Raw genomic sequence first — 26,959 nt, 5'->3', positions numbered from 1 at the left:
TCAGTACCTGGTGTGTACGGGTAACTAGCTTCTCGCGGCCTTCTCTTCGTGGCCCGACAAGCCAAAACGCTCTTCTAAAACTGCCAGAACGTCCTCAGACGTCAGGCCCTGTTGTGCGAGGAGGACCATACTGTGAAACCAGAGGTCCGCGACTTCGCCCAGAAGCGCTTCCTGGCCCTGGGTTCCCTCACAATCCTTGGCAGCGATAATCACTTCGGACGCTTCCTCGCCGATCTTCTCCAGAATCTTGTTGAGCCCCTTCTCATAGAGGCTCGCTACATAGGAGCTGTCACCCGACGCAGCTCTGCGCTCTTGCAGAACCTTGTCCAGTGCTTTGAGCACCTCATTGTCAGCTGCTTGCTGCATAAATCTCTTTAGGGTCTTTAAGAACCTGTTCAACCGTCTGCCATTCACCATCAACAAACTGGCGGTAAAAGCAGTGCTCGCGGCCTGTGTGGCACGCTATTCCACCAATTTGCTCCACTTCCAGCAGCAGGGTGTCGCCATCGCAGTCCAGCCGAAGACTTTTGAGCTCCTGGGTATTGCCCGAGCTCTCGCCCTTGCGCCACAAAGCCTGTCTGGATCGGGACCAGTACACAGCTCTCCCTTCCTCAACCGTGCAGCGCAGGGACTCGGCATTCATCCAGGCCATCATTAATACTTTGCCCGTCTTGTGATCCTTTGCAATCGCTGGCACGAGGCCATCGTCATTCCAGCGAAGCTCGTCGAGGTAGTCGGCTGTGTTGGGCTTTTCCATCAGGCGGAGGATTATCGCATAACCGAGCGCGAGCGCTGCGATTTAGACACTCTGACTGGGCCAGGCAAGCCCGGCAGCCACGGCGAGTAAAATCCAGCTTACGGTGGGCGCCTGCTCCAGCATACTGCGTACTGCCGGCAGAGCAGCTCCCGCGGCGACAATGCAGACCATGGCGGCCAGATAACATCGCCGCGCTCGCTGATCTTGCTGGCGCCGCTCCTTGCGCTCTACCGCAAGCAACTGCTCACTACGTTTTTGGGTGTCGCGCTGGACCTGGAGACTTGACCTCAATGCCTCGGGCAGTTGGGGAAGCTGTTCCAGCCAATTAGGCGCCTGCTGCTGCAGGCGTTTAATCACACTCTGAGGGGAATAGCGTTCGCCCACCCACTTTTCCAAAAAGGGCATGGCGGTGTCCCAAAGATTGAGCTGGGGATACAGCTGTCGACCCAGCCCCTCAATATTCAGGAGAGTTTTCTGCAGGAGCACCAGGCTTGGCTGGACCTCCATGTCGAAGCGCGCCGCGGTTTGAAACAGGTAAACCAACAGCTGTCCGAAGGAGATTTCAGCGATGGGGCGTTCAAACACCGGTTCGCAGACTGCGCGCATGGCAGATTCAAAATCCTGAACCCGCGTGTCCGGAGGCACCCAGCCGCATTCCACATGGAGTTGCGCAACTTCATGGTAATCACGACGGAAAATGGCCAGTAAATTGCGCGCCAGGTAGTACTGGTCATCTTCGCTTAGAGAGCCAATGATGGCGCAGTCGATGGCGATGTATCGGGGGTCTTTGGGGTCCGAAGCATCCACAAAAATATTCCCCGGATGCATATCCGCATGGAAAAAACTATCACGAAAAACCTGGGTAAAGAATATCTCTACGCCCCGTTCTCCGAGAACCTTGAGATCGACATCTTTTGCACGAAGCGTCTCCAGGTCGGTCACGGGAATGCCGTAAATTCGCTCCATCACCATGACGTTGCGACGGCTGTAGTCCCAGAAAACTTCGGGGACATAGACCATGCTGCCGTCGGCAAAGTTGCGCCGCAGTTGTGATGCGTTGGCAGCTTCGCGGCCGAGGTCCAGCTCATCGAGAATAGTTTGTCGGTAATCCCGCACCACTTCGACGGGACGCAGACGCCGGCCGTCCCGCAGCCAGCGCTCCACAAAGCGCGCAATGCGCGCAAGCAGCGCCATATCTTTGAGGATTACCGGCTCAATGTCCGGACGAATCACCTTAACGACGACTTCCCGGCCTTCCCGGGTTCGGGCGCCGTGTACCTGGGCGACGGATGCGGAGGCCATAGGCTCGCGGTCAAAACGTTCAAAGAGCGTGTCGACCTTGCCGCCCAGAGCGGTTTCTATGATGTCGACGGCAATGGCCTGATCAAAGGGGGGGACCTGATCCTGGAGCAGGGCCAGCTCGTCGGCAATGTCCTCGGGAAGCAGGTCGCGACGCGTCGAAAGCATTTGACCAAATTTTATGAAGACCGGGCCTAGATCTTCCAGCGCGCGGCGCAAGCGTTCGCCGCGGGTGCCGGAAACCGCGCCCAGACGCCAGGGGTTCAGTCGCAGCAGCGGGGTTAGCACGGGATGTCTGGCCTGCTCCGGAAGCAATTCATCCAGTCGGTAGCGGCCGGCTACGCGGATGATTTCCAGGCTGCGCACAAGACTCGACATCAGGAGGGCCGCAGGCGCTCTAAACGCATTCGCAAACGTTCCACCCGTTGTTCCAGGCGCTCGCTGCGCTCACTAAGCTGCTGCACATCCTCATAAAAGTGTTCGAGCGCGAGCTTAGGGGGGGCAATACGCGCTTCTTCTGTGGCGAATTCCTCGAGTTGCCGTCTGAGATTATCTCCGGACTGCCTCGACCAGTGAAACGCCGCGCCGAGCATACCCGCCAACTGATGGCCTGCGACGTCGCCCAGGCCTGCTACCAGAGGCGCCTCCCAGTCGATATCCAGATCGTTGAATACGCGCTGCATATCGATAAGCGTGCTGCTATTACCTTCGAGCTGGATGCCGCCGTTAATGAGCGCGGCTGCGGGGTCCTCTGACTGGGCAAGGCTTGCGAAATCCTGAGCAGTTCCTGTGACGCGGGTGGTTATCGGACCATCATGCACACCCTGCAGTCGTAATTCGCCGTTCGCTTCGCTGTGAAGATAGAGGGTAATCGCCGGGCGGGTGCACTCCAGAGCCAACACTCGACCGGCAATGGGCTTTAGTGCCTCTACGCTATGGGGTGATAAGCGCAGCGCTGCATTGGCAGCCGCCTCGGCGGCGGCCAGTCCAGCGGTGTGGAGCGTGGGCATGCGGATGTCGTTCATTGTCAGCTTTTGACACCGCGATGTACTGCGACTACGCCGCCGGTCATGTCGTGATAATCACAGCGAGCAAAGCCGGCGTCTTCCATCATCTGGCGCAGCGTCTCCTGGTCGGGATGCATGCGAATGGACTCTGCAAGGTATTGGTAACTTTCGGAATCACCGGCTACCAACTTACCCATGAACGGCAGGACACTAAAAGAATAGGCATCGTAGGCACGGCTGAGTAAGGGATTGCGCGGCTTGGAGAACTCCAGCACCAGCAGCCGTCCCCCTGGTTTGAGTATTCGCAGCATCGAACGCAGCGCCAGGTCCTTGTCCGTAACGTTGCGCAGACCAAAGGCGATAGTGATGCAGTCAAAGTGATCATCGGGAAAGGGGAGGTACTGGGCATCGGCCTGAACATAATGGAGGTTGCCGCGGACACCTTTATCGATCAGGCGGTCACGGCCGACCATAAGCATGCTTGCATTGATGTCAGCGAGTACCACCTCGCCTTCCTCACCGACCATGGGTGCAAATTTGGCGGCCAGATCACCCGTGCCACCGGCGATGTCCAACACGCGATTGCCTCGGCGTACACCGGAGAGCTCTATGGTGAAGCGCTTCCAGATGCGGTGGACACCGGCGGACATCAGGTCGTTCATTACGTCGTAGCGACTGGCTACGGAGTCAAAGACCCCGCGAACCATGCCCGCTTTTTCATCGGTCTTCACGTCCCGGTAGCCAAAGTGCGTAGTGTCTTCTTCGCTCATGCTCTGCGTCCTAACTGCGAGATTGCATTGTAGCTTGTAGTCTCCTTATAAGCAGTGCCTGTTCATAAGACGAACTGTGAGCAGTTACTGCCCGGAGGGCTGAGATCAATCAGGGTTGGAAGTGCAGCACCTGAGTATCGGGTTCTCGGGAAGCGCCTGCCTCGGCGAGGTCATCCAGATAGGCTTGCCAGAGTTCTGCCTTTTGAGTGCAGAGGCGATAGAGGTAGTCCCAGGCATACAAGCCACTGTCGTGCCCGTCATCAAAGACAATCTGAAGGGCATAGTGCCCCACAGGCTTGAGCTCGCTTACGCCCACCTGTTGTTTGCCAGCTTGCAAAACGGCCTGAGACTCGTGGTGCCCTCGCACTTCGGCAGAGGGGGAGTAAACCCGCAAATACTCCCAGCTCAGACTGTAGACCTGCTCATTTGCGTACTCGAGCTCCAGCACGCGAGACTGTTTGCGCAGGCGGATGTGAATCGGGCGGGGAGCGTCGGTCATTCCCGTTCCTTTACAGGATGAACCTGGATAGATCTTCATCCATGGCCAGATCAGACAACTGCCCATCGACATAAGCGGCGTCTACAGCGAGAACACTTGCGCTGAGGCCGTCATCAGCGGCGCTGAACGATGCATCTTCCAGTAAGCGCTCCATGACCGTGTGCAGGCGTCGCGCACCAATATTCTCGGTGCTCTCATTAAGTTGCCAGGCAAGTTCAGCGATGCGCGCAATACCGTCTTCAGTAAATTCCAGCGTCATACCCTCGGTGGCCAGCAGTGCGCTGTACTGCCTCGTGAGTGCAGCATCCGGCTCCACCAGAATACGACGGAAGTCGTCGGGTGATAGAGCTGCCAGTTCGACGCGAATCGGCAGACGTCCCTGCAATTCGGGGATCAGGTCCGAAGGCTTGGAAAGATGGAAGGCTCCCGAGGCGATAAACAGGATATGGTCGGTCTTTAACATGCCGTATTTGGTGCTTATCGTGCAGCCTTCGATGAGCGGCAGCAGGTCCCGTTGCACACCTTCACGAGAGACATCAGCGCCCGCGGTCTCACCGCGCTTCGCAACCTTGTCCAGTTCATCAATAAATACGATGCCGTTTTGCTCCGCAGCCTGAAGCGCCTGCTGCTTGATTTCATCCTCATTGACCAGCTTGGCGGCTTCTTCGTCACACAGTGCAGCGAAGGCGGCTTGGATGGGTAGCCTGCGGCTTTTAGGCTGTGAGCGAGCCATGTTGGAAAACATGCTTTGCAGCTGGTTGGTCATTTCTTCCATGCCTGGGGGGGCACTGATTTCGACGCTGCTCGGGGTGCTCAACTCCAGGTCGATTTCTTTCTCGTCCAGATCGCCTTCGCGAAGTTTCTTGCGCAACAGCTGCCGTGTACCGTCGCCCTGGCTGGGTTCGTCACCCTTGGGATCTCGGGCGCCGGGGAGCAGGATGTCGAGGATGCGCTCCTCGGCCGCTTCTTCGGCCCTGAAACGCATCTTTTCGATTGCCTGCTCGCGCAGCATTTTTACCGACATTTCGACCAGATCGCGGACGATAGACTCTACGTCGCGACCAACATAACCAACTTCGGTGAACTTAGTGGCCTCTACTTTTACAAAGGGAGCGTTCGCAAGCTTTGCGAGGCGCCGTGCGATTTCGGTTTTACCGACGCCCGTGGGGCCAATCATCAGAATGTTTTTCGGTGTGATTTCGGCGCGCAGCGCCTCTTCGACCTGCATACGGCGCCAGCGGCTGCGCAGGGCGTTGGCCACGGCTCGCTTCGCGTCCTGCTGGCCGATAATGTGCTTGTCCAACTCGTGGACAATCTCGCGAGGCGTCATGTTCGACATGTTTGGGGTCCGCATAGTGATTTGATCAGTAGTCCAGCTGCTCGATGGTGCGCTGCTGGTTGGTGTAAATGCAGATGTCGGCGGCAATGCCGAGACCTTTCTCCACAACATCCCGGGCGCTGAGCTCTGTGTTATCCAGCAAAGCCATAGCCGCAGCCTGAGCGAAGGATCCCCCGGAGCCGATGGCGATCAGATTGTTTTCCGGTTCGATAACATCTCCGTTTCCGGAGATGACGAGAGAGGTTTCCTTGTCGGCGACGGCCAGCAGCGCTTCGAGCTGGCGTAGGGAGCGCTCGGTGCGCCAGGCTTTTGCCAGTTCTACCGCCGCTCGGACCAATTGCCCGCTGTGTTTTTCCAATTGTGCTTCGAATAACTCGAAGAGGGTGAAAGCGTCAGCTGTACCCCCGGCAAAACCTGCAAGCACCTGGTCTTTGTATAGGCGACGTACTTTTCGCGCGTTGCCTTTCATGATGGTGTTGCCCATGGAGACCTGACCGTCTCCGCCCACGACAACGCTGTTGCCCCGGCGCACACACAGGATGGTGGTGCCTCTGAATTGTTCCACGGTGATTTCCTTCGCCCTTGAACTACGTTTATGGGGGCGTGCAGCGCAAGTTCAAGCGTTGTTTCCTGCGGGGGTCGACGGCGAGTTGCGCCGAAGGACCGCTGTTAACCTGAATTGCGCTGTATAAGCAGCGTATCGATGTCTTGCTGAGCGGTTAGAGAGCGCGCTTTCGCCATGGCTGAGCGGCTGTCAAAGGGGCCGAGGACCACGCGATACCAGCGACCTGTATCCCCGCGAGTGTCTTCGACGCTAGGGTTAAGGCCCAGGAGTAATAGTTCGCCGCGACGACGATCCGCGTCAGCGGCCTGTCGGAACGAGCCCGCCTGAAGCAAATATTGTTTGCCGCTACCCGCGCTGCGGGGCTTGGGGAGATCCGCCGGATCAACATCAACGGTGATTTCCTGGTTGGGCAGCACCTCAAAGAATTCGTACTCTGGCTCCGGCGTGTTCACTGTGGGACTGCCAGCAAGCTCTGGGGCGGATCCGGGTTCGGCAGGCAGCGTTACCAGGTACAACATAAAGGCGATAAACAGACCCGTAGCAACGCCCGCCGCATACCACTTTAAGCCCGCACCACTATGCGAAGGCTCATGCTGACGACTCGCCCCGCGAGTGCTTTTGCGCGACTGAGACCGGTTTGCTCGGGAGTTTGCCATGGGACGCTACATGCTCTCCGGGGCTGACACGCCAAGAAGCGCCAGGCCATTCGCAATCACCTGGCCCACACCGGTGGTTAAAGCGAGGCGTGCCTGGCGGAGCTCAGCGTCATCAATGATAACTTTGTGCGCGTTGTAGTAAGCGTGAAATTCCCCGGCAAGTTCGCGCAGGTAGTTGGCGATCTGCTGGGGCTCGGCACTAGTTCCCGCTCTGGCGACAACCTCCGGGAAACGGGCGATTTGCTTGAGAACTTCGATCTCCTGCGGTTCGATCAAACGCTCCAGAGCAAGGGTTTCAAGATCCAGATCCAAGGACAGGTCCTGTTCAACAAACTTGCGACGCACGCTGCATACACGGGCGTGAGCGTACTGAATATAAAACACCGGGTTGTCATTGGATTGGGAAAGCGCCAGATCGATATCAAAGGTCAGCTGCGAGTTAGGTGAACGAGCGACAAGAAAGTAGCGCGTGGCATCGCGGCCCACTTCGTTGATCAGATCCCGCAAGGTGAGATAGCTGCCGGCCCGTTTGGATAGTTTGACCTCCTGGCCGTCGCGCATCACGGTGACCATCTGGTGAAGCACATATTCAGGCCAGCCCTCGGGAATACCTTCGCCCAAAGCCTGGAGACCGGCGCGAACGCGCGTGACGGTACTGTGATGGTCGGCACCCTGTTCGTTAATGACGCGTTCAAAGCCGCGTCGCCACTTGTTCAGGTGGTAGGCGACATCGGGAAGAAAATACGTGTAGCCGCCATCCTTTTTACGCATGACGCGATCTTTATCATCGCCATAGTCGGTAGTGCGCAGCCAAAGAGCGTCATCACTCGTGTAAGTGTTGCCACTCTCTATCAGGCGCTCGACGGTGGTATCGACTTCGCGGGACTCATACAGCGATGACTCCAGGAAGAAGATATCGAAGGCGACGCCGAAACTCTGCAGATCTAAATCCTGCTCTCGACGCAACCAGGCCACAGCGAATTCTTGGATAGCCGCGAGCTTGTCCGCATCGCCCAAAGCGGTGACGGACTTATCGCTGGCCTCGACACTCTCTCCGGCCAGATAAGCTTGTCCGAGTTCAGTGATGTAATCACCGCGATAGCCATCTGCGGGCCAGCCCTCGTCTTCCGGGCTCAAACCCTTGCAGCGTGCCTGAACGGAGAGGGCCAGGTTATTGATTTGCGCGCCGGCATCGTTGTAATAAAACTCCCGAACAACTTCCCAGCCGCAGGCATCGAGTATTCGAGCGAGGCTATCGCCTACGGCGGCGCCCCGTCCGTGGCCTACGTGCAAGGGTCCGGTAGGATTGGCGGAGACAAACTCCACCTGGACTTTACGGCCCGCCCCGCTGTCGTTGCGCCCAAAGCTGTCACCTTCCTGAAGTACTTGCTGCAGTGCCGCGGCCTGACTGTCTTTGGATAAGAACAAATTGATAAATCCGGGACCGGCGATGTCCGTGCGGTCAATGATCGGGTTGTCTGGCAGGGCGTCGCAGATCGCCTGAGCAAGTTCCCGCGGCGGCATTTTGAGAAGTTTGGCGCTGGCCAACGCGACATTGCTGGCCAGGTCGCCGTGGGCAGGGTCGCGAGTGGTCTCGACCTGAATCGCGGGCACGCTCACTTGTGCGCCTCTGGCGGTGATAATGCTTTGTAGTGCCTCACTCAACAGTGCGGCAACGGTATCTTTCATGCTGGGCTTCCGTCGATGGTGCGTCGCAGACGACGCGCGGGGGCATTATCCCGCTTCACTCCCGCCTTTGCCAGATTTGCCGCGGCCTTTGTCTCTTTCGCTGCCCGCTTTTTTAACGGCTGTTGGCGCGTTTACAGCACATCGCTGGGATCGACATCGATGAACCAGCTCAATTCCCGCGGCTTTTTGAGAGTTTCGGCGCGATCCACCAACAATCGCGCAGCGACGATAGCGCTGCGGCGGGAGGCGGCCAGACACCATAGCTGCCAACGGAAGCGACCGGCACGTCGGGGCATCGCCGAGGGTAGAGGGCCAATAAGCTGGCAGTCGCTGGGGAGATAGGGTTTGGCTTCTTTCTGGACGGCCCGCAAAAATGCTTCGCCATCAGCTTCGTTGCGAGCGTCACTGCGCAGGAGCATGAGCTGACCGTAAGGGGGCAGTCCCGAGCTTCGACGTTTTTCCAGCAAAGAGCTGGTTATGGATTCGAAGTGACCACCCCGTAGTGCACCGAACAATGGGTCATCGGGGTAGTGTGTCTGGATCAACACCTTTCCACCGGCGGACTCACGACCAGCCCGTCCCGCTACTTGCACGACAAGTTGGGCCATGCGCTCTTCGCCACGAAAATCCGCGGAGTAGAGCAGGGCGTCGGCATCAATAACGCCTACTAGCTGCACGGCGGGAAAATGGTGACCTTTAGTCAGCATTTGGGTTCCAAGAATCACGCAGGGCTCTTTACCGTGGGCAACCTCAAGGAGTGACTGCATGGCTTCGGTGCCACGCATGGCGTCGCTGTCTACACGGTGCACCGGGCAACGAAGTACGCTGCGTAAAAAATCCTCGGTTTGTTCAGTGCCCAGTCCATGAGTCAGAAGCGAGGTGCCCCCGCAGTCCGGACATTGGGCAGGTAAAGCACGCTGAGCCGCGCAGTGATGGCAGCGCAGGCAGCGTTTGCGCAGATGTACCGTAAGTCGAGCGTCGCAATGATCACACCCGGCAACCCATCCGCAACTGTGGCACTGGAGCGTCGGCGCAAAGCCCCGGCGATTCAGAAAAAGGAGCGCCTGCCGTTTCTGGTTTTCTATGGTGTCGCGAATGGCTGCCATGAGGTAATCGCTGATGCCTGCATTGAGATGCAGGCCGCGTAAATCCACCGTTTCGAGCATTGGCAATTCGCCACCGCCCTGACGTCCCCTGAGAAAGTGGTGCGCATAGCGCTCCCGCCGGGCATTCTCCAGAGATTCCAGGGAGGGCGTTGCGCTACCCAGAATTACCGGACAGCTCTCCAGCTGTGCCCGTTTGACGGCGACGTCGCGGGCGGAGTAACGAAAGCCATCCTGCTGCTTGTAAGAGCCATCATGTTCTTCATCGACGACGATGAGCCCTGGGCGGGCCAGGGGTGTAAAAATCGCAGACCGCGTTCCCATGACGATACCGGCGGTCCCCGCCTGCGCGGCCTGCCATGCGGCAAAACGTTGGGCATCAGACAAGCCGGAATGGAGCACAGCTACCGGAGCCTGAAAGCGCGCCTCGAATCTTTCAACCGTTTGTGGTGTGAGGCCGATCTCTGGAATAAGCACCAGTGCTTGCTGCCCGCGTTCAAGACAGGCAGCGATGAGCTGTAGGTACACCTCGGTCTTCCCGCTACCGGTTACGCCCTGCAGCAGATGGGAGCTAAAACCATCCCACTCAACGGCCTCGACAGCTTGTGCCTGTTCGGCGCCCAAGGGCGGGCCCTCTTGCTCCAGAGCTGCGCTGGGTATGCTCGCTGGCTCGCGACAGCGCTCGATCAAGCCTTTGGTGGCCAGCTCACGGAGCACTGCGCTGGACACGCCTTCGTCTTTTAGTAATTCGGACATTTGCTCGCCGCGCTGCAACAACGACAGTGCTTTGGCCTGAGAGCGAGCGCGGCTAAGGGCACCCTCCGGTAAGCCCTTCCCCTGCGTTGTGAGGCGCCAGTGCGTCTCAGATAGTCCGCGGCCTTCCCTAAGCGCTTTGGGGATCGCAGCGCTGAACACCTCGCCGATGGGATGCTGATAGTAGTCCGACGACCAGCTGCACAGGGCAATCATGCTGGGGCCAAGCAGAGGCTCTGCATCCAGAGTGCTTAGGGCCGGTCGCAGCTGCTCGGCATCGACGCTAGCCTCCTCGACGACCTCCAGCAGAATCGCTGTTATCTCGCGTTTGCCAAAAGGCACGCGCAGGCGCATTCCCGGGCGAAGGGAACCCTGGCTTTGGCCCTCGGGAGCGAGGTAGTCAAAGGGTCTTCGCAGAGGAACGGGGGCCGCTACGCGAAGGACCACTGGTTTTTCGGTATGGGTCACGATGAGGCGAGCATAGCAAAGCGTCGACGGCTCGACGGAGCAATCTGTATCGTTTATTACTTACGTTGCCGGTGTATTGCACCAATCACAGTTTCTGCTAAACTCCGCGCCCCGTTTACCTACCCATGGTGCTTTACGCCCAGAGTAGGTGACTCCCGGATGCGGTGCCTGGCATAGCGCGACCGGCTTCATGGAAGCAGGCGTGTGGGTTCGGGTGGCGGCATCAACATACTGGAGATACACCATGAAAGCTGAAATTCATCCCCGTTACGAGGACGTGACTGCGTCTTGTAGCTGTGGCAACAAGATCCAGACCCGCTCGACGCTGGGTCAGGACTTCAACATCGACGTTTGTTCTAACTGCCACCCTTTCTTTACCGGGAAGCAGAAGATTGTCGATAGTGGCGGTCGCGTAGATCGATTCAAGAAGCGCTTTGGCGCTCGTGGTACCGCTCGATAGAAAGACTGCTGAAGTGGTGTCAGAGCCACTTCTCAGAAAAACCCGCCGGCATGTGCCTGCGGGTTTTTTTGTGCCTCACGATTCAGGCGTAATCGTCGCAATAGTCCCCTCACGACGGGGATCGACGCCTCCTTCGAGGCTGCCATCATTGTGACGCAAGATAACGCTTAATCCCGAGTTTTCACCGGCAGACTCTTTGATCTGAAATCCAAAGGCGCGCATGGCCTCAAGCATCTCGGCGGAGGCTAGCGAGCTTTCTACTCGGACGGTGTCGCCGCGAGCAACCACGTTTGGCAGATTCACCGCCTCCTGTGGCGTCAGTCCCCAGTCGATGACTCCCACGAGGGTTTTGAGCGTGTAAGCGATGATCGAGTTGCCGCCGGGAGACCCCGTGGCCATGTTAAAGCTGCCGTCGCTGTTGAGCGCGATGGTGGGGGACATGGAGGAGCGCGGACGTTTGCCAGCTGCGGGGTGGTTGGCGACCAATACGCCCTCGTCATCTCGGGGCTGTTTGGCAAAATCCGTGAGCTCGTTGTTGAGAAACATGCCGCCGGCCATGCGTGTGGACCCGAATATGCTCTCTACCGTCGCGGTCATTGAGACAGCGTTGCCCCACTTATCCACGACCACGAAGTGTGTGGTACCGGCATAGTCGATCGTGGTGTCTCTTCCGGGAAGTGCTGCAGTGCGTTCGACATCAAATGCCCAAGGGTCTCCTTCGAGTACTTTTTCTGCCGCGCCGTCGGGGCTGATTAAGGCAGCGCGTTGCGCCAGGTAATCTCGATTGAGCATTCCACTGAGGGGTACGGGCACAGCATCGTCGTCCGCGACATAGAAGTCCCGGTCGGCGTAGGCCAGACGTTGGGCTTCTGTGAACATTGCCCAGTCGGTCATTTCATCGCCGGTAGGAAAGTTGGTGGCTTCAAGCATTCCCAAAGTCATGCCTACCGCTACCCAGGAAGACGGCGGTGGTGGGCCACAGAGCGTGAGTTCCCGATAATCCATGCACAGGGGATCAACCTTACGAGCAGAATAGCTGCTCAGGTCTTCCAGGCTGAGTGATCCAGCGCGCGGTGCATGATGAGCAGCGGCGACGATCTCCTCAGCGAGAGCGCCGCGGTAAAAATCTGCCGGGTTTTTGCCAATTAACTCAAGGGTCTCGGCATATTCCGGGTTTTCAATCTGATCCCGGATCGTGCCGCTTTCGTCAAAAAAGTACTCGTAGGCGTCCAGAGGCCCCTGCTCTTCGGTGGTGGGGATTAGCCGCATTCCGTACTTCTCGAAAAATGATCGCAGCCGAGGTGACACGGTAAAACCTTCAAGGGCCAGCTTTTTAGCTGGCTCAAACAGCTCGGCCCAGGGCAATCTGCCGCGCTCCTGGTGTGCCAGATCGAGGAGCGACACCATGCCCGGGACACCAATAGATAAACCGCTGTTCTTTGCCTCGATGTAGCCATAGCGCGTGCCGTCCGCCTGCAAAAACATATCGCTATGGGCGCCGGCAGGAGCCTTTTCCCGGCCGTCGTAAACTTCCACGCTCTGATCAGCGGCATGGTAGTAGACCATGAAGCCACCGCCGCCGAGGCCGGAACTTTGGGGTTCTACCAGACTGAGTACAGACTCAATGGCAATGGCTGCATCAACGGCGTTGCCCCCCGCGCGAAGTATCTCTTCTCCCGCGCTCGTAGCGACGGGGTTGGCTGTAACCACCATTGCATCGCCAAGAGTCGCCATGGCTTTTGCTGGAGTGCTTGCCACCTCTTGAACCTGCGAGCCCGGCGTGCACCCGGCAAGTAGTGAGGACAGAATTGGCAGCAGAAGAAGCGGCGTGGGGCTCAGATTCCGCAGAGATTTGATCGTGAAAGGCATAATACGGTCGCAGTGAGTTGAGGAAACGCCGAAATGTCCAGCGGTGATAACATGATACAGCCTATAATAAGAGCTGTATCCGCTCACGTTATTTGTAGCACAAGCCCCTAGTTAGGAGAACAAAATGCGAAGCATGCCATGGCTGCTCGGTGTCTTTACGGTATTGGTCCTGAGTGCCTGCGAAGACCCTGATGCCCCAACGGCTGCACGCCCCGGTGCGGGCTCCCCTGTACTGGTCGAGACTGAAATTGCAGAACTTGCGCTGATCGTCCGGGATGCTGAATCTGTGGGTACGTTAGTGGGCAATGAGTCCGTGACCATCACCGCGAAGCTTACGGAGCAGGTCAGCGCCGTACATTTTGAAGGGGGCGAGCTCGTTGAAGCCGGCGCTGTGCTTGTCGAGTTGATTGATGTTGAGCAGTTAGCGCTGCTAAGAGAGGCCGAAGCCAAGCTTCGGGAAACCCAGCTGCAGCTCGATCGTTTTCTGACTTTGGGCAAGGACATCGCTACCGCTGCAGAGATTGACGTTGCACGAGCACGGGTCGACGCTAATGCAGCTCTGCTGGAGGCACTGCGTTCCCGCATTGCCGATCGCACTATCCGAGCGCCTTTTGATGGTGTTATTGGCTTGCGCCGCATTAGCGTCGGCGCTTTGCTCACGCCGGGGACGGTTATTGCGGAGCTTGATGACGTCAATCCCATGAAACTGGACTTCACGCTACCGGAGCACTATCTGTCGCAGATCGATATTGGCGACTCCGTCGACGCAAAGAGCACTGCCTGGGACGGGGAGTCCTTTGCCGGGGAGGTGACGCAGATTGGTAGCAGGGTTGATCCTGCCACGCGGGCTTTTTCTGTCCGTGCGCTCATCGATAACGAAGAGGCCCGCCTGCGCCCCGGTATGCTAATGGCCGTGAACGTATCTCTGGGCGAGGTTCCGGGTATCGTTGTGTCAGAAACGGCGCTGATACAAAGCGGCGCCCAAAGTTCGGTGTTTATCGTGGACGACGAGTCGATTGCCCGACGGGTTACCGTGGAGATTGGTAGGCGCATGCCGGGACTCATAGAAATACGTTCGGGTTTGTCCCCGGGCGATCGCGTTGTGCGCAATGGACAGATGACTCTCAGGCCGGGCGTAAAAGTTCGTGAATCTAACCTGGTGTCAGAAGCGGACTCTCTGGCGGTTATCGGGGCGTAATTAGATGCGACTCCCTGAAATTTCTGTACAGCGCCCCGTCTTTGCCACGGTAATTGCTCTGTTGCTCGTCTCTTTCGGCGTGATGGCCTTTCTTCAGCTGTCGACTCGGGAGTACCCGGATATGTCGCCCGCGCAGGTGTCCATCGTCACTAACTACGAGGGCGCAGCGTCAGATGTAGTGGAAACACGGATTACCCAGCCCATCGAGGATGAGATCGGTGGTATTGAGGGCATACGGACGATCCGCAGTAGTAGTGCCGACGGGCGATCCACGATCACTGTGGAGTTTGAGCTAGGTCGCGACATAGACGCGGCAGCGAACGATGTGCGAGACCGCGTCTCCCGCGCCAGTCGTCGTCTCCCCGAGGAGGCCGAGCGGCCTCAGGTGACCAAGGCCGACAGCGAAACCACCCCCCTTGTCTATATCAGTGTGGCCGGTGAGGGCATGTCGCCCATGGATATCACCGACTATGCCGAGCGCTACATCGTTGATCGTTTTGCAGTGCTTCCTGGCGTCGCATCGGTGCGTGTGTTTGGCGGCGCGCCCCGGTCTATGAGGATTTGGCTGGATCGTCAGAAACTGAGTGCTCGGCAACTGGCCGTGAGTGATGTGCTGGCCGCCCTGCGTCAGGAAAACGTAGAACTACCCGCAGGTCGGTTGGACTCCCAGTACATGGAGCTTCCCGTGCGTGTTGAGCGCAGTTATCGCAGCGCTATGGATTTCCGTCGTCTCGTTGTACGCCGCGGTGATGATGGCCACCTCGTGCGTCTTGCAGAGGTCGCACGCGTTGAAGAAGGCCCCTCTACCCGTCGAAGGCTGTTCTTTTCAAATGGTGAGAACAGTGTGTCTGTGGGCGTTGTAAAACAGTCGGATGCCAATACCGTAGAGGTTCTCGATAAGGTCCAAAAAGAGATGCGTGCGATTGAGGACGACCTTCCTGATGGTATGGGGGTCGCATCTTCTGGTGATGCTTCAGCGTTTATCCGAGCCGCGATCAATGGTGTTTACACGACTATTGCGCTGACTATCGCGTTGGTGTCTTTCGTGATTTTGCTGTTTCTCGGAACTATTAGAGCCACACTGATTCCGGTGGTGTGCATTCCCGTATCGTTGCTTGGGGCAGTCATTGCTCTACAGGCCATGGGTTATTCCCTGAACCTCATCACCCTTCTGGCCATGGTGCTGGCCGTAGGGCTGGTCGTCGACGATGCCATTGTGGTGTTGGAGAACATCTTCCGTAGGGTGGAAGACGGTGAGCCGCCATTGCTCGCAGCGGCGGGTGGGGCTCAACAAGTGGGTTTTGCCGTTATTGCGACAACGGCGGTGCTGTTGGCAGTGTTTAGCCCTGTGGTGTTCCTGCAGGACGCGTCCTCGCGTTTGTTTGTGGAACTGGCGGTGACTATTTCTGTGGCTGTTTGTATCTCGTCGGTCCTCGCCTTGTCCCTCGTCCCCATGCTCTGCAGCCAGGTGCTACGCCGTAAGACTTCGCATAGTTTCCTTGATAGAGCTGTCGAGGCATCTATGACAAAGCTTCGATCTGCTTACGAAACAAGCTTGCGTTATTTGCTGGGCCACGCATGGATATCTTTGCTGGTTGCCGCTTTAGCCTTTGTGATGCTGCCGCTCCTGTTTCAGCAGCTTAAGCAGGAATATGTGCCCGTTGAAGATCAAGATCAAATCATGGCGATCATCAATACGCAGGAAGGCACCAATATAGAATCCATGCGGGGAATCATCGAACAGCTGCAGCCGCCGCTTCTGGAACTTGAGAAGGCTGGGTCGCTCACGCGGGTGTTGTTCGTTGCGCCTTTTCGTAACTCCACATCGACGTCTACCGCTTTCTCGCGCATTTCTATGGTGCCCTGGAACGAGCGCGATTACAGCGCTTTTGAACTACGGGACCAGATGGCAGCGACCTGGCGAGATGTACCGGGAATCCGTGTCATGACTTTTGTACCTGCGGGACTGGGCCAAAGAGGGCCAAATACTCCCGTGCAGTTTGTGCTCCAGGGACCGGATTATCAGACCCTTGCCCAGTGGCGCGATATCGTCATGGACGAGGCACGTAAGAGCGGCCTCTTCGGCATGTTGAACTCGGACCTTAAGGAAACTCAGCAGCAGGTCCATCTGCGTATTGATACCGCGCGAGCGGCTTCTCTGGGCGTGAGCGCGCGTGACGTCGCAGAGACGCTACAGGCGCTGATGACCGAGCAGGAGGTAACAACCTACTCCGTGGATCAGGAGGAGTACCCGGTCATTGTCCAGCTGCAGGACAATCAAAGAGCGACGCCGGACGACATCGGCAATGTTCGAGTTCGCAGTGCCAGCGGTGAGCTTATCCCACTATCGAACCTTCTTGATGCGGATAATGTTGCGGGTATCGCCGAGCTTCAGCGCTACAACCGACTAAGGGCGGTCACCATTAACGCGACCCTCGCCGGGGATGTGAGTCTGGGGGATGCTCTGGCATTTTTGGAGCAGACCGTCGATGACAATCTTCCGACCAATGCGAAGGTTGATTACAAGGGACAGTCCCTTGATTACAAAGAGTCTTCCGGAGACATTTATTTTGCGTTCGCTTTGGCGCTGTTAGTGCTGTTCCTGGTTATGGCTGCGCAGTTCGAGAGCTTCGTCCATCCGGCGGTCATCATGGTCACCGTGCCTCTGGCCTTAGGTGGCGGATTGCTGGGCTTATTCTTGACCGGGCAAAGCTTCAACCTGTTCAGTCAGATTGGGCTGCTTATGCTCATTGGGATTGCCACCAAGAACGGCATCCTTCTCGTGGAGTTTATTAATCAGGTACGCGATGAAGGCTGGGAGTTTGGTGAAGCAATCGTAAAAGCGTCGGTGCTGCGACTCAGGCCAGTTCTCATGACAGCGGTTTCAACCATTGTGGGTACTCTGCCACTGGTGTTGATGGAAGGTCCGGGTTCTATGAGCCGAAATGTGCTGGGAATCGTTGTGCTGTTCGGCGTGAGTGTGGCGACCTTGTTTACACTTTATCTAGTGCCTGCAATCTACAGCATTGTTGCCAGAGGTACGGGCTCGCCAGAGTCTATCGCCAGGGAAATGCGCGAACTTGCAGCAGACCGTGATGAAGCGCCCCCTGCAGAGGCTCAGAAAATCTCCTGAATCAGGTCGTCGGTTCCCGTGGGCCCGGCGCCGTCTCCCTCGCCTTCTTCTGGCAGGTTTTCGTTGCGGAAGTACTCAAAAATGGCATTGCGCTGATCGCTTGCAGCAAGAAGTCCCGTCTCCGGGTCGATGCGCACATAACTGATGCCGGGGGGGAGTCTGCGAGGATTTTCGGGCAAACCGTCCAGCGCCTCGCGCATGTAGTTGATCCAGATGGGCAGCGCGGCTGTGCCGCCGAACTCCCGTCGACCCAGAGGGGTGTAGTTGTCAAAACCCACCCAGGTGGTGGTAACTACGTCCGGGTTATAGCCGGAGAACCACGCATCCATAGGACCGTTTGTGGTTCCCGTCTTGCCAGAGAGATCATCCCGTTTTAATACCAGCGCACGTCTTCCCGTACCCTGTTTAATTACGTCCTGGAGGATGTTGTTGATGATAAAGTTAACCCGCTCATCCATGACGCGCTCGGCGACGGGAAAAGAGTTTTCGGGCGCCGACAGGATCTCTTCCATGGATAGCTCGCTTTCGTCCAAGGGCGCCACGCTGGCGATATCGCAATCCTGGCAGACCGATGCAGGACGCGCTTCGAAGACGGTCTCTCCCGCAAGATTCTCAATGCGCTGAATGAGGAAGGGCTCTACGCGGTAGCCGCCGTTCGCAAGGATGGCATAGGCACCAGCAAGCTCCAGAGGATTCACGGCGTGAGTGCCCAGCGCCAGCGACAGATCTGGGGCAAAGTCGTCCGTATCAAAGCCCAGTTGATCCGCATAGTTAATGAATCGCCGGATACCCAATTGCTGGAGCAGGCGAATCGAGACCAGATTACGGGATTTGGTTAAGGCCCAGCGCAATCGCGTGGGTCCAAAGAACTTACCGCTGTCATTTTCGGGCCGCCACACCCCTTCCAGCGAGCGATCCTGCATGACGATAGGCGCGTCATTGATAATACTTGCGGCGGTAAAGCCCGAGTTAAGCGCAGCGCTGTATAAAAACGGTTTCAGGTTTGAGCCCGGCTGCCGCTGAGCCTGCGTGGCGCGATTAAACTTACTCTTTTCGAAGCCAATTCCGCCTACCAGGCTGACGATGGCGCCATTGTTGGGGTTAAGCGATACCAGTGCAGCCTGGGCATCGGGTACCTGAGCAAAGCGCCATCCCTCTTCGCCATTGGGTGTCACGCGAATCAAGTCACCCAGGGCAACAACATCGGCGGGTGTCCCGGGCGCCGAACCCATGCGGTCCTCGCTTATGTAGGGACGTGCCTGGCGCAGGCCATCTTCCCACTCGACGCGAACTTGCTGGCTGCTGCTGAGCAACACCTGAATGCCTGTGTCATCAATGCCGGTTACTACCGCTGGTTGGAGGCCCGCAACAACGGGGGTTTTGGTGAGTGTTTCTAGCCAGTCTTTGAGCGGTAGAGGTGCTTCGGGAGCCAACTCGGACTCAAGCAACTGCTGTTCAGGTCCGCGATACCCATGTCTGGTGTCGTAAGTGATTAGCCCGTCAACCACGGCCGCGCCCGCGACCTTCTGCAAGCGGCTATCCAGAGTGGTGTAAACGCTATAGCCCTCGTTGTAGGCAGACATACCATAGCGCTCTACCATCTGCCGGCGCGCCATTTCCGCTGCATACTGTGCTTCGAGAGTAATGCGTGCGCCGTGCTGCGTTGCCAGTACTGGCATACCTATGGCTTCTTCGTAGGCTGATTGTTCGATATACCCCAGGGTGAGCATTCTGCGAAGAATCCAATTGCGTCTGTCTTTGCCCGCCTCGGGGCCGCTGATGGGATTGTTGCGCGACGGGGACTTGGGGATCCCGGCTAGCATCGCGTGCTGGGCAAGACTTAACTCGCCAATGCCCTTGCCGTAGTAGACCTGAGAAGCCGCCTCGAAGCCGTAAGAACGATGGCCCAGGAACACGCGGTTCACGTAGAGTTCAAAAATTTCTTCCTTTGAGAGTCGTCGTTCGATTTCGATCGCAAGGAGAATCTCGTTGAACTTGCGCATAAAGGTGCGATCAAGAGTGAGGAAGTAGTTTCTCGCAACCTGCATAGTCAGCGTGCTACCGCCGGAGCCTTTTTCGCCGGTGAGTACCAATTCAGACACCGCGCGGAGCAGACCGCCAAAATCAATGCCGCCGTGCTCAAAAAAACCATCGTCTTCTGCCGATAGCAAAGCCTGGACAAACTGTTGGGGTATTTGGTCGTAGGTCAGCGGGTTACGCTTTTGCTCACCGAACTGACCTATTAGGTCACCATCGCGGGTGTAAACGCGCATAGGCGTCTGCAGCCGAACGTCGCGGAGCGTTTCGACATCCGGCAGGTTGGGGCTGAGGTATAGGTATATGCCGGCGAAGAGCCAGCAGCCACCCAGAAAACCCAGCACCGACAGACGCAGGGGCCAGCGCAGCAATTTCACAGTGTCTCCGGAATAGTATGGTTCGCTCGATTTTGCTGCCAATCGCCGTCAGAGGCGGTTGCTTCAGCGTATTTCGCGCGAGACAGTGGATGTTTGTTGATGGTAATTATATGCTTTTTTTGTGTTTTGATTGCATTGTAGGCTATCTTAACGCTTAATATTGAAGTATAAGAACACAAAGTAAAGCTAAGTCCTTGAAAATTATAGGAAAACGACTTGCTTGGGTTGCTAGGAAAACGTAAGCAGACGCCGCTGTTGGGGATCGATATTAGCTCCACGACGGTTAAGCTATTGGAGCTCAGTCGCACTGGGGATAAGTATCGCGTGGAGAGCTACGCGGTGACTTCACTTCCTCAGGACGCGGTAGTTGAGAAAGCCATCAACGATGTTGATGGCGTAGCAAACGCTGTGCGCAGCGTAGTCGCCCAATCGCGCTCAAAAGTGAAGACCGTATCGACGGCGATAGCCGGTTCATCGGTGATTACCAAGCTTATTGATATGCCGGTAGGACTCTCCGACGATGAGATGGAGACGCAGCTTACTCTCGAAGCAGATCAGTATATTCCCTACCCTCTGGAAGAAGTCGCGCTGGACTTTGAGGTGCAAAACCCCTCGCCTGAGCGAGACAATATGGTGGAAGTCCTGCTGGCTGCCTGTCGGCGGGAGACTATTGACCTACGCGTTGAGGCGATTGTAAGCGCGGATCTGGAACCCAAAGTGGTCGATGTCGAAGCCTACGCCATGGAGCGGTCCTACGCGCTTATTCGAGAACACCTCGAGCTCAAAGAAGACAGTGTCGTCGCCATTGTGGACATTGGCGCCACGATGACGACGCTCAGCGTTTTGAAGAACGGCAATACTATTTACACTCGGGAGCAATTGTTTGGCGGTAAGCAGCTCACCGATGAAATCATGCGCCGCTATGGTTTACCCCTCGAAGAAGCCGGCTTGGCCAAGAAACAGGGCGGCTTGCCAGATGATTACGAGCCCGAGTTGCTCAATCCGTTTCGGGAAGCCGTGGTCCAGCAGGTGACCCGTTCGCTACAGCTGTTTTTCTCTTCAAGCCAGTACAACGATGTGGACTACATCATTATGGCGGGCGGAGTGTCCTTTATGGACGGACTGTCGGACCTGGTGCAGGAGCAGCTGGGCACACCAACGGTGGTTGCCAACCCCTTTGCTGAAATGACGATATCTCCCCGCGTTAATGCGGTAGCCCTGGGTGGTGATGCGCCTGCGATGATGATTGCCTGCGGCTTGGCGTTGCGGAGCTTCGACTGATGGCGAGTATTAATTTACTTCCCTGGAGAGAAGCGCGGCGCGAAGAGCTTAGGCGCGCGTTTCTGAGTATTTTGGGTCTCGTCGTTGTCGCGGGCGCTTTGTTGGTTTTGGCTGGAGACCGCATTGTTAACTCGCAAATCGACGGCCAGAAGGCGCGTAACGACTACATTTCGGCCAATATTCGCGAACTCGATAAGCAGGTAGCAGAGATCAAAGACCTCCAGCGCAAGCGCAATCAACTCATTGAGCGCATGCGGGTGATTCAGGAACTGCAGGGCAACAGGCCTATTATCGTGCGTATTCTGGATCAGATGGTCCGCACGGTGCCTGACGGCGTCTTTTACACCAATGTTAGTGCCCGAGGCATCGATCTCAGAGTCAATGGCGTCGCGGAATCAAACAATCGTGTATCCAGCCTGATGCGCCGTCTGGATGCCTCCGATTGGTTGAAGGACCCTAATTTGGATGCCGTTCGCGCTGCGCCGCTCTATGGTGATCAGGCAAACACCTTCGATCTGAGCGTGAAGGTGGATTTGCCTGCCAAAGATGATGGGTCGGGGGATTGATCGATGGCGTTAGAAGACACGCTGCTTTCGCTCCGGGAGTTTGATGTCAATGACATCAGCCTGGACAACATCGGCTCCTTGCCGGTGGTGCTTAAGGTTTTGCTGTGTCTAATACTGCTGGGTCTTGTTCTTGCGGGTGGCTATTACTATCACATCAAGGATTTACAGCTGCAGCTTGCGACTGTGCAAAGCCGCGAAGCCACCCTAAAACAGGAATATGAAAAGAAAGCTTTTCAGGTGGCTAACCTTGATGCCTATCGTCGGCAAATGCTCGAGATGGAAGAATCCTTTGGCGCTTTGATCAGCCAGCTCCCTTCAGATACCGAGGTGCCGGGTCTCCTCGAGGACATCACGAACAAGGGACTCCTTAACGGCCTCACCATCAGCAGTATTGATTTGCAGCCAGAGGTCAGTCGCGAGTTCTATGTTGAGCTGCCCATCGCCATTGTTGCGAGCGGCTCTTATCACGACCTCGGCGCCTTCGTAAGCGGCATGGCAGGGCTTCCGAGGATTGTGACTCTGCACGACTTCACGATTACTGTAAACGGCGATAACTCCGCAGCATTAAACATGCGCATCACTGCGAAAACCTATCGCTACAAGGATGGGGAGAGCTGATGATGGTGCGTAACTGTCTGGCCCTGCTCTTGCCGCTTGTTTTGGTGGCAGGTTGTTCCTCCCGGGATTTCTCTGACTTAGACAGCTTTATGGCTGAGAAGGATGCTAGGCCGGGCGGCATCATTGCACCGATTCCGACGTTCAAGGCCTATGAGGCGTTTGCCTACAGCGCTACCCGCTTGCGCAGTCCCTTTGATCGACCCATTGAGGTTCGTGAAATTACGCAGCTGCAGTCCGTAAGCGCCGTCAAACCTGACGAAGATCGCGCTAAGGAATTTCTCGAACAGTACACCTTTGACTCTCTCGCGATGGTGGGGACCCTGGAGAGAGGCCCCAATGACTGGTGTCTGGTAAGAGATCCTGAAGGGGGTATACATCGAGTACAGGTGGGTAACTATCTCGGCCGCAACCACGGCAAGATTATTGCGATGACCGATACCTATTTGGCCGTGGTAGAAATCGTTACTGACGGCACAAGCGACGGTTGGGTGGAACGACCGCGCACCATAGAACTGAGCGGCTTGTAGGTCGCCTTGGGTGAAGACCATGAATGGAATGCAAACTGCGAGGGCTGAGGTGGCTGTGAACGCAAAGCGTGGTAACGCTGGCGGGATGCTATGGCGCAATGTCCTTGGCGGATCTGCTCTGCGCATTGCTGCCGCTACGCTTGCCTTATTGGGCAGTGCTCAGGCACTGGCCACTGCGGTGACGGACATTGAATTCAGCTCGCGGCCTGGCAGTAAGTTCGAAGTCCGCCTGGATTTTGACGAGGCTCCACCTTCGGAGTTGCAGTCCTACACGATCGAAAAACCAGCGCGTATTTCTATTGATTTCCCTAACACTACCTCGGAGCTCGAGCGCCGACGCTACAGCCTCCCCTATGGCAACGCTACGGGTGTTTTGGTGCTGGAGTCCGGTGACCGGACGCGCCTGGTACTTAATCTTGTGAAGCTGGTGCCCTACGAAACTCGCGTTGACGGTAATAGCTTGTTTTTAACGGTTGGCCAGGACACAGACGCCAAGTACTTTAAGGCGGAAGGGGAAGCAAACACGGTCAAGACCAAGATCGAACCCGTTGCCGATGTTCGCTCAAGTATCGATGATCTGCAGTTTCAGCGCTCCCCGCAGGGTGAGGGCCGTTTGATTCTTCATCTCACAGACCCTTCCGTCGATGTGAACGTTTTCAGTGAGAGCGGCGACATCAAGGTTGAGTTTCTTGATACCGATATCCCCGAGCGTTTGCTGCGCCGCTATGACGTCACAGACTTTGCCACACCGGTGAACACTGTAGACGTCAATACGTCCGAACGCGGCACTTCTTTGACCCTCAAAACCACGGGCCCTTTTGATTACCTCGCCTATCAAACGGACAATGAGTACGTGGTCAGTATTAAACCGCTGAGCGAGAAAGAGGCCGAAGAGCGACGCAACGAGTTTACCTATGTTGGCGAACGTATCTCGCTGAATTTCCAGGACATTGAAGTGCGTGCGGTGCTGCAGTTGATCGCCGACTTTACGGAGCTAAACCTTGTCGCCAGTGACACGGTGTCCGGTAGAATTACCTTGCGATTGAAGAACGTTCCCTGGGATCAAGCTCTAGAGCTGGTTCTGAAAACCAAGGGCTTGGATAAGCGTCAGGTTGGCAACGTGTTGATGGTTGCGCCCGCTGCAGAAATCGCGGAGCGTGAGCGCCAGGAAATCGAGGCGAACAAGCAAATCGCGGAGCTTGCGCCGCTGAGCAGCGAGTTTATTCGTATCCGCTACGCCAACGCCGCCGATCTCGTCAGCCTGTTTCAAGCAGGTTCTGAGGACGGTGGCAGCCTGATTTCCTCTCGCGGTTCGGTGATTGTCGAGGCGCGTACTAATTCTTTGATCGTTACCGAGACCTCTTCAAAGCTCGCTGAGATCAGAGATCTCATTGATCGCGTCGATATTCCCATTCGCCAGGTGATGATCGAGTCGCGTATTGTCATTGCGCAGTCAGATCTTGAAAAAGAGCTGGGCATCCAGTGGGGTGGCGGTTATCTGGACCCCGACGTCAACGGCAATGTTTTGTCGGTATCGGGCGATGCAGCTAACGCAGTTGGTCTCAATAACTCCGTGATTAACGGGACACAGCCAAATCTCTCCTATCCGGGCGCTCTCCTTGTGGACCTGGGTTCTGGGTCGGCGACCAGCGGATTTGCGGTGGGCTTTACCTCTAATAGTCTTTATCTGACAGCTGAGTTGTCAGCACTGGAAGCCGCGGGCAAAAGTGAAGTTGTATCGCAGCCGAAGGTGATTACCGGGGATAAGCAGCAAGCAACGATTAAGTCCGGTACCGAGATTCCTTTCCAGCAGGCCGCAGCCAGTGGTGCCACCGCGGTGCAGTTTAAAGAGGCTGTGTTGAAGTTGGAAGTTACTCCTAACATCACTCCCGATGATCGTATTTTGCTGGATCTCATCATTAACCAGGACTCTGTGGGTGACCTGGTGCCCTCGGGGCAGGGCGGTTTGATTCCTGCGATCGATACGACGCAGTTGACGACACAAGTGCTGGTGGGTAACGGTGAGACGGTTGTCCTCGGCGGCGTGTTCCGTACTGAGAACCTGGAGACGACCAGCAAGGTGCCGTTCTTTGGCGACCTGCCGTATGTAGGAGCGCTGTTTAGAAACGAGTCTAGTCAGCGTACAAAGACCGAGACATTGATCTTCATAACGCCACGGATTCTCGCCGATACATTGCTCGATTAATGCATGCTTGGTGCCGCCAGGGCTTGTCGGCACTGAGTTTGTGAGCAGCGCTTTGTGAGTAATTTCAACCGCGTTTTTCTTGTGGGCCCCATGGGAGCCGGCAAAACAACCATTGGCAAGCTCCTTGCGCGCGGCCTGAAGCTGGGCTTTGCTGACAGTGATTCCGAAATAGAAAACCGCACCGGCGCCGATATTGCGTGGATCTTTGACGTTGAGGGCGAGGAAGGTTTTCGCAACCGCGAAGAATCTGTCATTGAAGAGATGACCCTTCTCGATCACACCGTCCTCGCTACAGGAGGGGGAGTCGTCATGCGCGAAGCTAATCGTCGCGTCCTTGCGTCCCGCGGCTTTGTCATCTATCTCCACGCAACCCTTAATGAGCAAATCCGTCGGACGCGCGGTGACCGCAGCCGGCCTTTACTCAATGGCAATGACCCCGAAACGACCCTCCGAGAGTTGTTTGAGCTGCGCGACCCCCTTTATCGCGATATTGCGGATTACGTGATTGATACCGACAGCAGTAGTCCCAAGGTGATTGCACAGAGGCTGCTTGCGCAGTTACCTTAGCGCGCCACAGATTAGAGCGCGGTCCATTTGTCCATGAGTACCCCCAACACGACCCTTAATGTCCAACTCGCTGAGCGTAGCTACCCGATTTATATCGAAAGCGGGGTGCTGGATGACAGTGCGCGTCTTAAGCGGCATATCAAAGGCAATCAGGTCGTTGTTGTTAGCAATACCACCGTGGCGCCGTTGTACCTTGATCGGTTGCTCGCCGGTTTAGACCCATCGCTGCAGGTGTCTCAAGTTCTGCTGCCCGATGGCGAGGAGCACAAGACCCTCGCGACCCTTGAGCAGATCTTTGATACCGCGCTTAGGGACAATCACAATCGCAGTACGAGCTTTATCGCTCTCGGTGGCGGCGTAGTAGGCGATATGGCCGGCTTCGCAGCGGCAAGCTATCAGCGCGGGGTTAGCTTTGTGCAGATTCCCACCACTCTGCTGGCCCAGGTGGACTCCAGTGTCGGCGGCAAAACCGGTGTAAATCATCCGCTTGGCAAGAACATGATCGGCGCCTTTTACCAGCCACAGGCTGTTTTTATCGACCCGGATGTTCTGGATAGTTTGCCTGCGCGGGAGTACTCAGCAGGACTTGCCGAGGTGATCAAATACGGCCTGATTTGTGACCCGGCTTTTTATGAGTGGTTGCACCAGCATAGTGCGGATTTGTTAGCTCGGGATAAGGCTGTTCTGCGAGAGGCTATCAAGCGCAGCTGTGCTGCCAAGGCGCGGGTCGTCGCGGAAGATGAGCGCGAGGGAGGCATACGTGCCACCCTAAATCTGGGTCATACCTTTGGACACGCTATCGAAGCTGCTCAGGGTTATGGCCAATGGCTTCACGGAGAAGCGGTGGCCGCAGGTATGGTTCTCGCTGCCCGGCTCTCGGTGAGTCGCGGCTGGATTACCGATGAAGACGTGGAGCGTCTTGTGACGTGGCTGTCAACAATGTCTCTGCCGACGTCTCCGCCAGTAGATATGTCCACCGCTAGTTGGAAACAGCACATGCTGCGCGACAAAAAAGTTGTGGATGGCAGGCTGCGGCTGGTACTCCTGGAGGAGATCGGACAAGCCTGCATAGTTGATGATGTTTCCGAGGCTGAATTAGAGTCATTTCTCACGCCTTTTTCGACCGTTTAAACGGGTTTGTTCCGCTTTTAGCATCTGTGTAAACTTGCTCCCCCCCGCCTGCAATAAAAACCACGCAGCAGCAGGTATCGGTCG

23 protein-coding genes are annotated in these 26,959 nt (G+C 56.6%); 10 read left to right on the top strand and 13 right to left on the bottom strand.

What is annotated here, in order from left to right:
* Positions 1-24: 24 nt before the first annotated feature.
* The 11 genes from ACTG39_RS04140 to ACTG39_RS04090 all read right to left on the bottom strand — a co-directional run bounded on the left by ACTG39_RS04140 (position 25) and on the right by ACTG39_RS04090 (position 10,905).
* Positions 25-366, bottom strand: coding sequence for a phosphoribosyl-ATP diphosphatase (locus ACTG39_RS04140; protein WP_439106267.1), 342 nt, complete (start codon positions 364-366; stop codon positions 25-27).
* Positions 350-757 (bottom strand): phosphoribosyl-AMP cyclohydrolase, encoded by a 408-nt coding sequence (gene hisI / locus ACTG39_RS04135; RefSeq protein WP_439106266.1) that lies wholly within the window; start codon positions 755-757, stop codon positions 350-352. Before hisI ends, ACTG39_RS04140 begins: the two co-directional genes overlap by 17 nt.
* 42 nt (positions 758-799) lie before the next feature.
* On the bottom strand, positions 800-2,434 hold the full coding sequence (gene ubiB / locus ACTG39_RS04130) for a ubiquinone biosynthesis regulatory protein kinase UbiB (RefSeq protein WP_439106265.1): 1,635 nt from the start codon (positions 2,432-2,434) through the stop codon (positions 800-802).
* Positions 2,434-3,081: a ubiquinone biosynthesis accessory factor UbiJ gene (locus ACTG39_RS04125; protein WP_439106264.1), complete on the bottom strand. Its 648-nt coding sequence runs from the start codon at positions 3,079-3,081 to the stop codon at positions 2,434-2,436. Before ACTG39_RS04125 ends, ubiB begins: the two co-directional genes overlap by 1 nt.
* Positions 3,082-3,083: 2 nt before the next feature.
* Positions 3,084-3,833 (bottom strand): bifunctional demethylmenaquinone methyltransferase/2-methoxy-6-polyprenyl-1,4-benzoquinol methylase UbiE, encoded by a 750-nt coding sequence (ubiE, locus tag ACTG39_RS04120; protein ID WP_439106263.1) that lies wholly within the window; start codon positions 3,831-3,833, stop codon positions 3,084-3,086.
* 109 nt (positions 3,834-3,942) lie between these two features.
* On the bottom strand, positions 3,943-4,332 hold the full coding sequence (locus ACTG39_RS04115; protein WP_439106262.1) for a gamma-butyrobetaine hydroxylase-like domain-containing protein: 390 nt from the start codon (positions 4,330-4,332) through the stop codon (positions 3,943-3,945).
* Between the two features lie 10 nt (positions 4,333-4,342).
* Positions 4,343-5,671, bottom strand: coding sequence for an ATP-dependent protease ATPase subunit HslU (hslU, locus tag ACTG39_RS04110; protein ID WP_439106261.1), 1,329 nt, complete (start codon positions 5,669-5,671; stop codon positions 4,343-4,345).
* Between the two features lie 25 nt (positions 5,672-5,696).
* The gene (gene hslV / locus ACTG39_RS04105) at positions 5,697-6,236 is read right to left on the bottom strand and encodes an ATP-dependent protease subunit HslV (protein ID WP_439106260.1); all 540 of its coding nucleotides are present in this window, start codon (positions 6,234-6,236) and stop codon (positions 5,697-5,699) included.
* Between the two features lie 104 nt (positions 6,237-6,340).
* A complete protein-coding gene (locus ACTG39_RS04100; protein ID WP_439106259.1) occupies positions 6,341-6,892 on the bottom strand; it encodes an SPOR domain-containing protein in 552 nt (183 codons plus the stop codon).
* A gap of 6 nt (positions 6,893-6,898) precedes the next feature.
* A complete protein-coding gene (gene argS, locus ACTG39_RS04095) occupies positions 6,899-8,581 on the bottom strand; it encodes an arginine--tRNA ligase (RefSeq protein WP_439106258.1) in 1,683 nt (560 codons plus the stop codon).
* A 131-nt stretch (positions 8,582-8,712) separates the two neighbouring features.
* On the bottom strand, positions 8,713-10,905 hold the full coding sequence (locus tag ACTG39_RS04090) for a primosomal protein N' (protein WP_439106256.1): 2,193 nt from the start codon (positions 10,903-10,905) through the stop codon (positions 8,713-8,715).
* 244 nt (positions 10,906-11,149) lie between these two features.
* On the opposite strand from ACTG39_RS04090, the gene rpmE reads away from it, so the two are divergent.
* Positions 11,150-11,365, top strand: a complete 216-nt coding sequence (gene rpmE / locus ACTG39_RS04085) for a 50S ribosomal protein L31 (RefSeq protein ID WP_439106255.1) — start codon at positions 11,150-11,152, stop codon at positions 11,363-11,365.
* Positions 11,366-11,440: 75 nt separating this feature from the next.
* Here rpmE and ggt read toward each other — a convergent pair whose 3' ends face one another.
* Positions 11,441-13,123: a gamma-glutamyltransferase gene (ggt, locus tag ACTG39_RS04080; RefSeq protein ID WP_439106254.1), complete on the bottom strand. Its 1,683-nt coding sequence runs from the start codon at positions 13,121-13,123 to the stop codon at positions 11,441-11,443.
* 235 nt (positions 13,124-13,358) lie between these two features.
* Between ggt and ACTG39_RS04075 the strand changes: the two genes are divergently transcribed.
* Together ACTG39_RS04075 and ACTG39_RS04070 are read left to right on the top strand one after the other, a co-directional pair.
* Complete coding sequence (locus ACTG39_RS04075; protein ID WP_439106253.1) at positions 13,359-14,432, top strand: efflux RND transporter periplasmic adaptor subunit; 1,074 nt, start codon at positions 13,359-13,361, stop codon at positions 14,430-14,432.
* A gap of 4 nt (positions 14,433-14,436) precedes the next feature.
* A complete protein-coding gene (locus ACTG39_RS04070) occupies positions 14,437-17,565 on the top strand; it encodes an efflux RND transporter permease subunit (RefSeq protein WP_439106252.1) in 3,129 nt (1,042 codons plus the stop codon).
* Here ACTG39_RS04070 and ACTG39_RS04065 read toward each other — a convergent pair.
* Positions 17,550-19,979, bottom strand: coding sequence for a penicillin-binding protein 1A (locus ACTG39_RS04065; RefSeq protein ID WP_439106251.1), 2,430 nt, complete (start codon positions 19,977-19,979; stop codon positions 17,550-17,552). The two genes, ACTG39_RS04070 and ACTG39_RS04065, sit on opposite strands and share 16 nt — an antisense overlap.
* A gap of 216 nt (positions 19,980-20,195) precedes the next feature.
* Here ACTG39_RS04065 and ACTG39_RS04060 point away from each other — a divergent pair, with 216 nt between their 5' ends.
* From ACTG39_RS04060 to aroB, 7 genes are read left to right on the top strand one after another with little or no spacing between them, the layout of a single operon-like run.
* A complete protein-coding gene (locus tag ACTG39_RS04060) occupies positions 20,196-21,260 on the top strand; it encodes a pilus assembly protein PilM (protein ID WP_439106250.1) in 1,065 nt (354 codons plus the stop codon).
* A complete protein-coding gene (locus tag ACTG39_RS04055; protein ID WP_439106249.1) occupies positions 21,260-21,826 on the top strand; it encodes a PilN domain-containing protein in 567 nt (188 codons plus the stop codon). Before ACTG39_RS04060 ends, ACTG39_RS04055 begins: the two co-directional genes overlap by 1 nt.
* 3 nt (positions 21,827-21,829) lie before the next feature.
* Positions 21,830-22,444 carry a type 4a pilus biogenesis protein PilO gene (locus ACTG39_RS04050; RefSeq protein WP_439106248.1) on the top strand — a complete coding sequence of 205 codons (615 nt, stop codon included), beginning with the start codon at positions 21,830-21,832 and terminating at the stop codon, positions 22,442-22,444.
* 2 nt (positions 22,445-22,446) lie between these two features.
* On the top strand, positions 22,447-22,971 hold the full coding sequence (locus ACTG39_RS04045) for a pilus assembly protein PilP (RefSeq protein ID WP_439106333.1): 525 nt from the start codon (positions 22,447-22,449) through the stop codon (positions 22,969-22,971).
* A 19-nt stretch (positions 22,972-22,990) separates the two neighbouring features.
* Positions 22,991-25,177 (top strand): type IV pilus secretin PilQ, encoded by a 2,187-nt coding sequence (gene pilQ, locus ACTG39_RS04040; RefSeq protein WP_439106247.1) that lies wholly within the window; start codon positions 22,991-22,993, stop codon positions 25,175-25,177.
* A gap of 54 nt (positions 25,178-25,231) precedes the next feature.
* Positions 25,232-25,744: a shikimate kinase AroK gene (gene aroK, locus ACTG39_RS04035; RefSeq protein WP_439106246.1), complete on the top strand. Its 513-nt coding sequence runs from the start codon at positions 25,232-25,234 to the stop codon at positions 25,742-25,744.
* 33 nt (positions 25,745-25,777) lie between these two features.
* Positions 25,778-26,875, top strand: coding sequence for a 3-dehydroquinate synthase (gene aroB / locus ACTG39_RS04030; RefSeq protein WP_439106245.1), 1,098 nt, complete (start codon positions 25,778-25,780; stop codon positions 26,873-26,875).
* Positions 26,876-26,959: the final 84 nt, after the last annotated feature.

Source organism: Congregibacter sp. (assembly GCF_965662665.1).
Taxonomy (GTDB): Bacteria; Pseudomonadota; Gammaproteobacteria; order Pseudomonadales; family Halieaceae; genus Congregibacter.
This window is presented reverse-complemented; position numbering and strand designations above follow the sequence as displayed.

Coding starts and splice junctions, on each gene's coding strand:
- ACTG39_RS04140 (WP_439106267.1), bottom strand. CDS start 366: ATGCAGCAAGCAGCTGACAATGAGGTGCTCAAAGCACTGGACAAGGTT.
- hisI (WP_439106266.1), bottom strand. CDS start 757: ATGGAAAAGCCCAACACAGCCGACTACCTCGACGAGCTTCGCTGGAAT.
- ubiB (WP_439106265.1), bottom strand. CDS start 2,434: ATGTCGAGTCTTGTGCGCAGCCTGGAAATCATCCGCGTAGCCGGCCGC.
- ACTG39_RS04125 (WP_439106264.1), bottom strand. CDS start 3,081: ATGAACGACATCCGCATGCCCACGCTCCACACCGCTGGACTGGCCGCC.
- ubiE (WP_439106263.1), bottom strand. CDS start 3,833: ATGAGCGAAGAAGACACTACGCACTTTGGCTACCGGGACGTGAAGACC.
- ACTG39_RS04115 (WP_439106262.1), bottom strand. CDS start 4,332: ATGACCGACGCTCCCCGCCCGATTCACATCCGCCTGCGCAAACAGTCT.
- hslU (WP_439106261.1), bottom strand. CDS start 5,671: ATGTCGAACATGACGCCTCGCGAGATTGTCCACGAGTTGGACAAGCAC.
- ACTG39_RS04100 (WP_439106259.1), bottom strand. CDS start 6,892: ATGGCAAACTCCCGAGCAAACCGGTCTCAGTCGCGCAAAAGCACTCGC.
- argS (WP_439106258.1), bottom strand. CDS start 8,581: ATGAAAGATACCGTTGCCGCACTGTTGAGTGAGGCACTACAAAGCATT.
- rpmE (WP_439106255.1), top strand. CDS start 11,150: ATGAAAGCTGAAATTCATCCCCGTTACGAGGACGTGACTGCGTCTTGT.
- ACTG39_RS04075 (WP_439106253.1), top strand. CDS start 13,359: ATGCGAAGCATGCCATGGCTGCTCGGTGTCTTTACGGTATTGGTCCTG.
- ACTG39_RS04070 (WP_439106252.1), top strand. CDS start 14,437: ATGCGACTCCCTGAAATTTCTGTACAGCGCCCCGTCTTTGCCACGGTA.
- ACTG39_RS04055 (WP_439106249.1), top strand. CDS start 21,260: ATGGCGAGTATTAATTTACTTCCCTGGAGAGAAGCGCGGCGCGAAGAG.
- ACTG39_RS04050 (WP_439106248.1), top strand. CDS start 21,830: ATGGCGTTAGAAGACACGCTGCTTTCGCTCCGGGAGTTTGATGTCAAT.
- ACTG39_RS04045 (WP_439106333.1), top strand. CDS start 22,447: ATGGTGCGTAACTGTCTGGCCCTGCTCTTGCCGCTTGTTTTGGTGGCA.
- pilQ (WP_439106247.1), top strand. CDS start 22,991: ATGAATGGAATGCAAACTGCGAGGGCTGAGGTGGCTGTGAACGCAAAG.
- aroB (WP_439106245.1), top strand. CDS start 25,778: ATGAGTACCCCCAACACGACCCTTAATGTCCAACTCGCTGAGCGTAGC.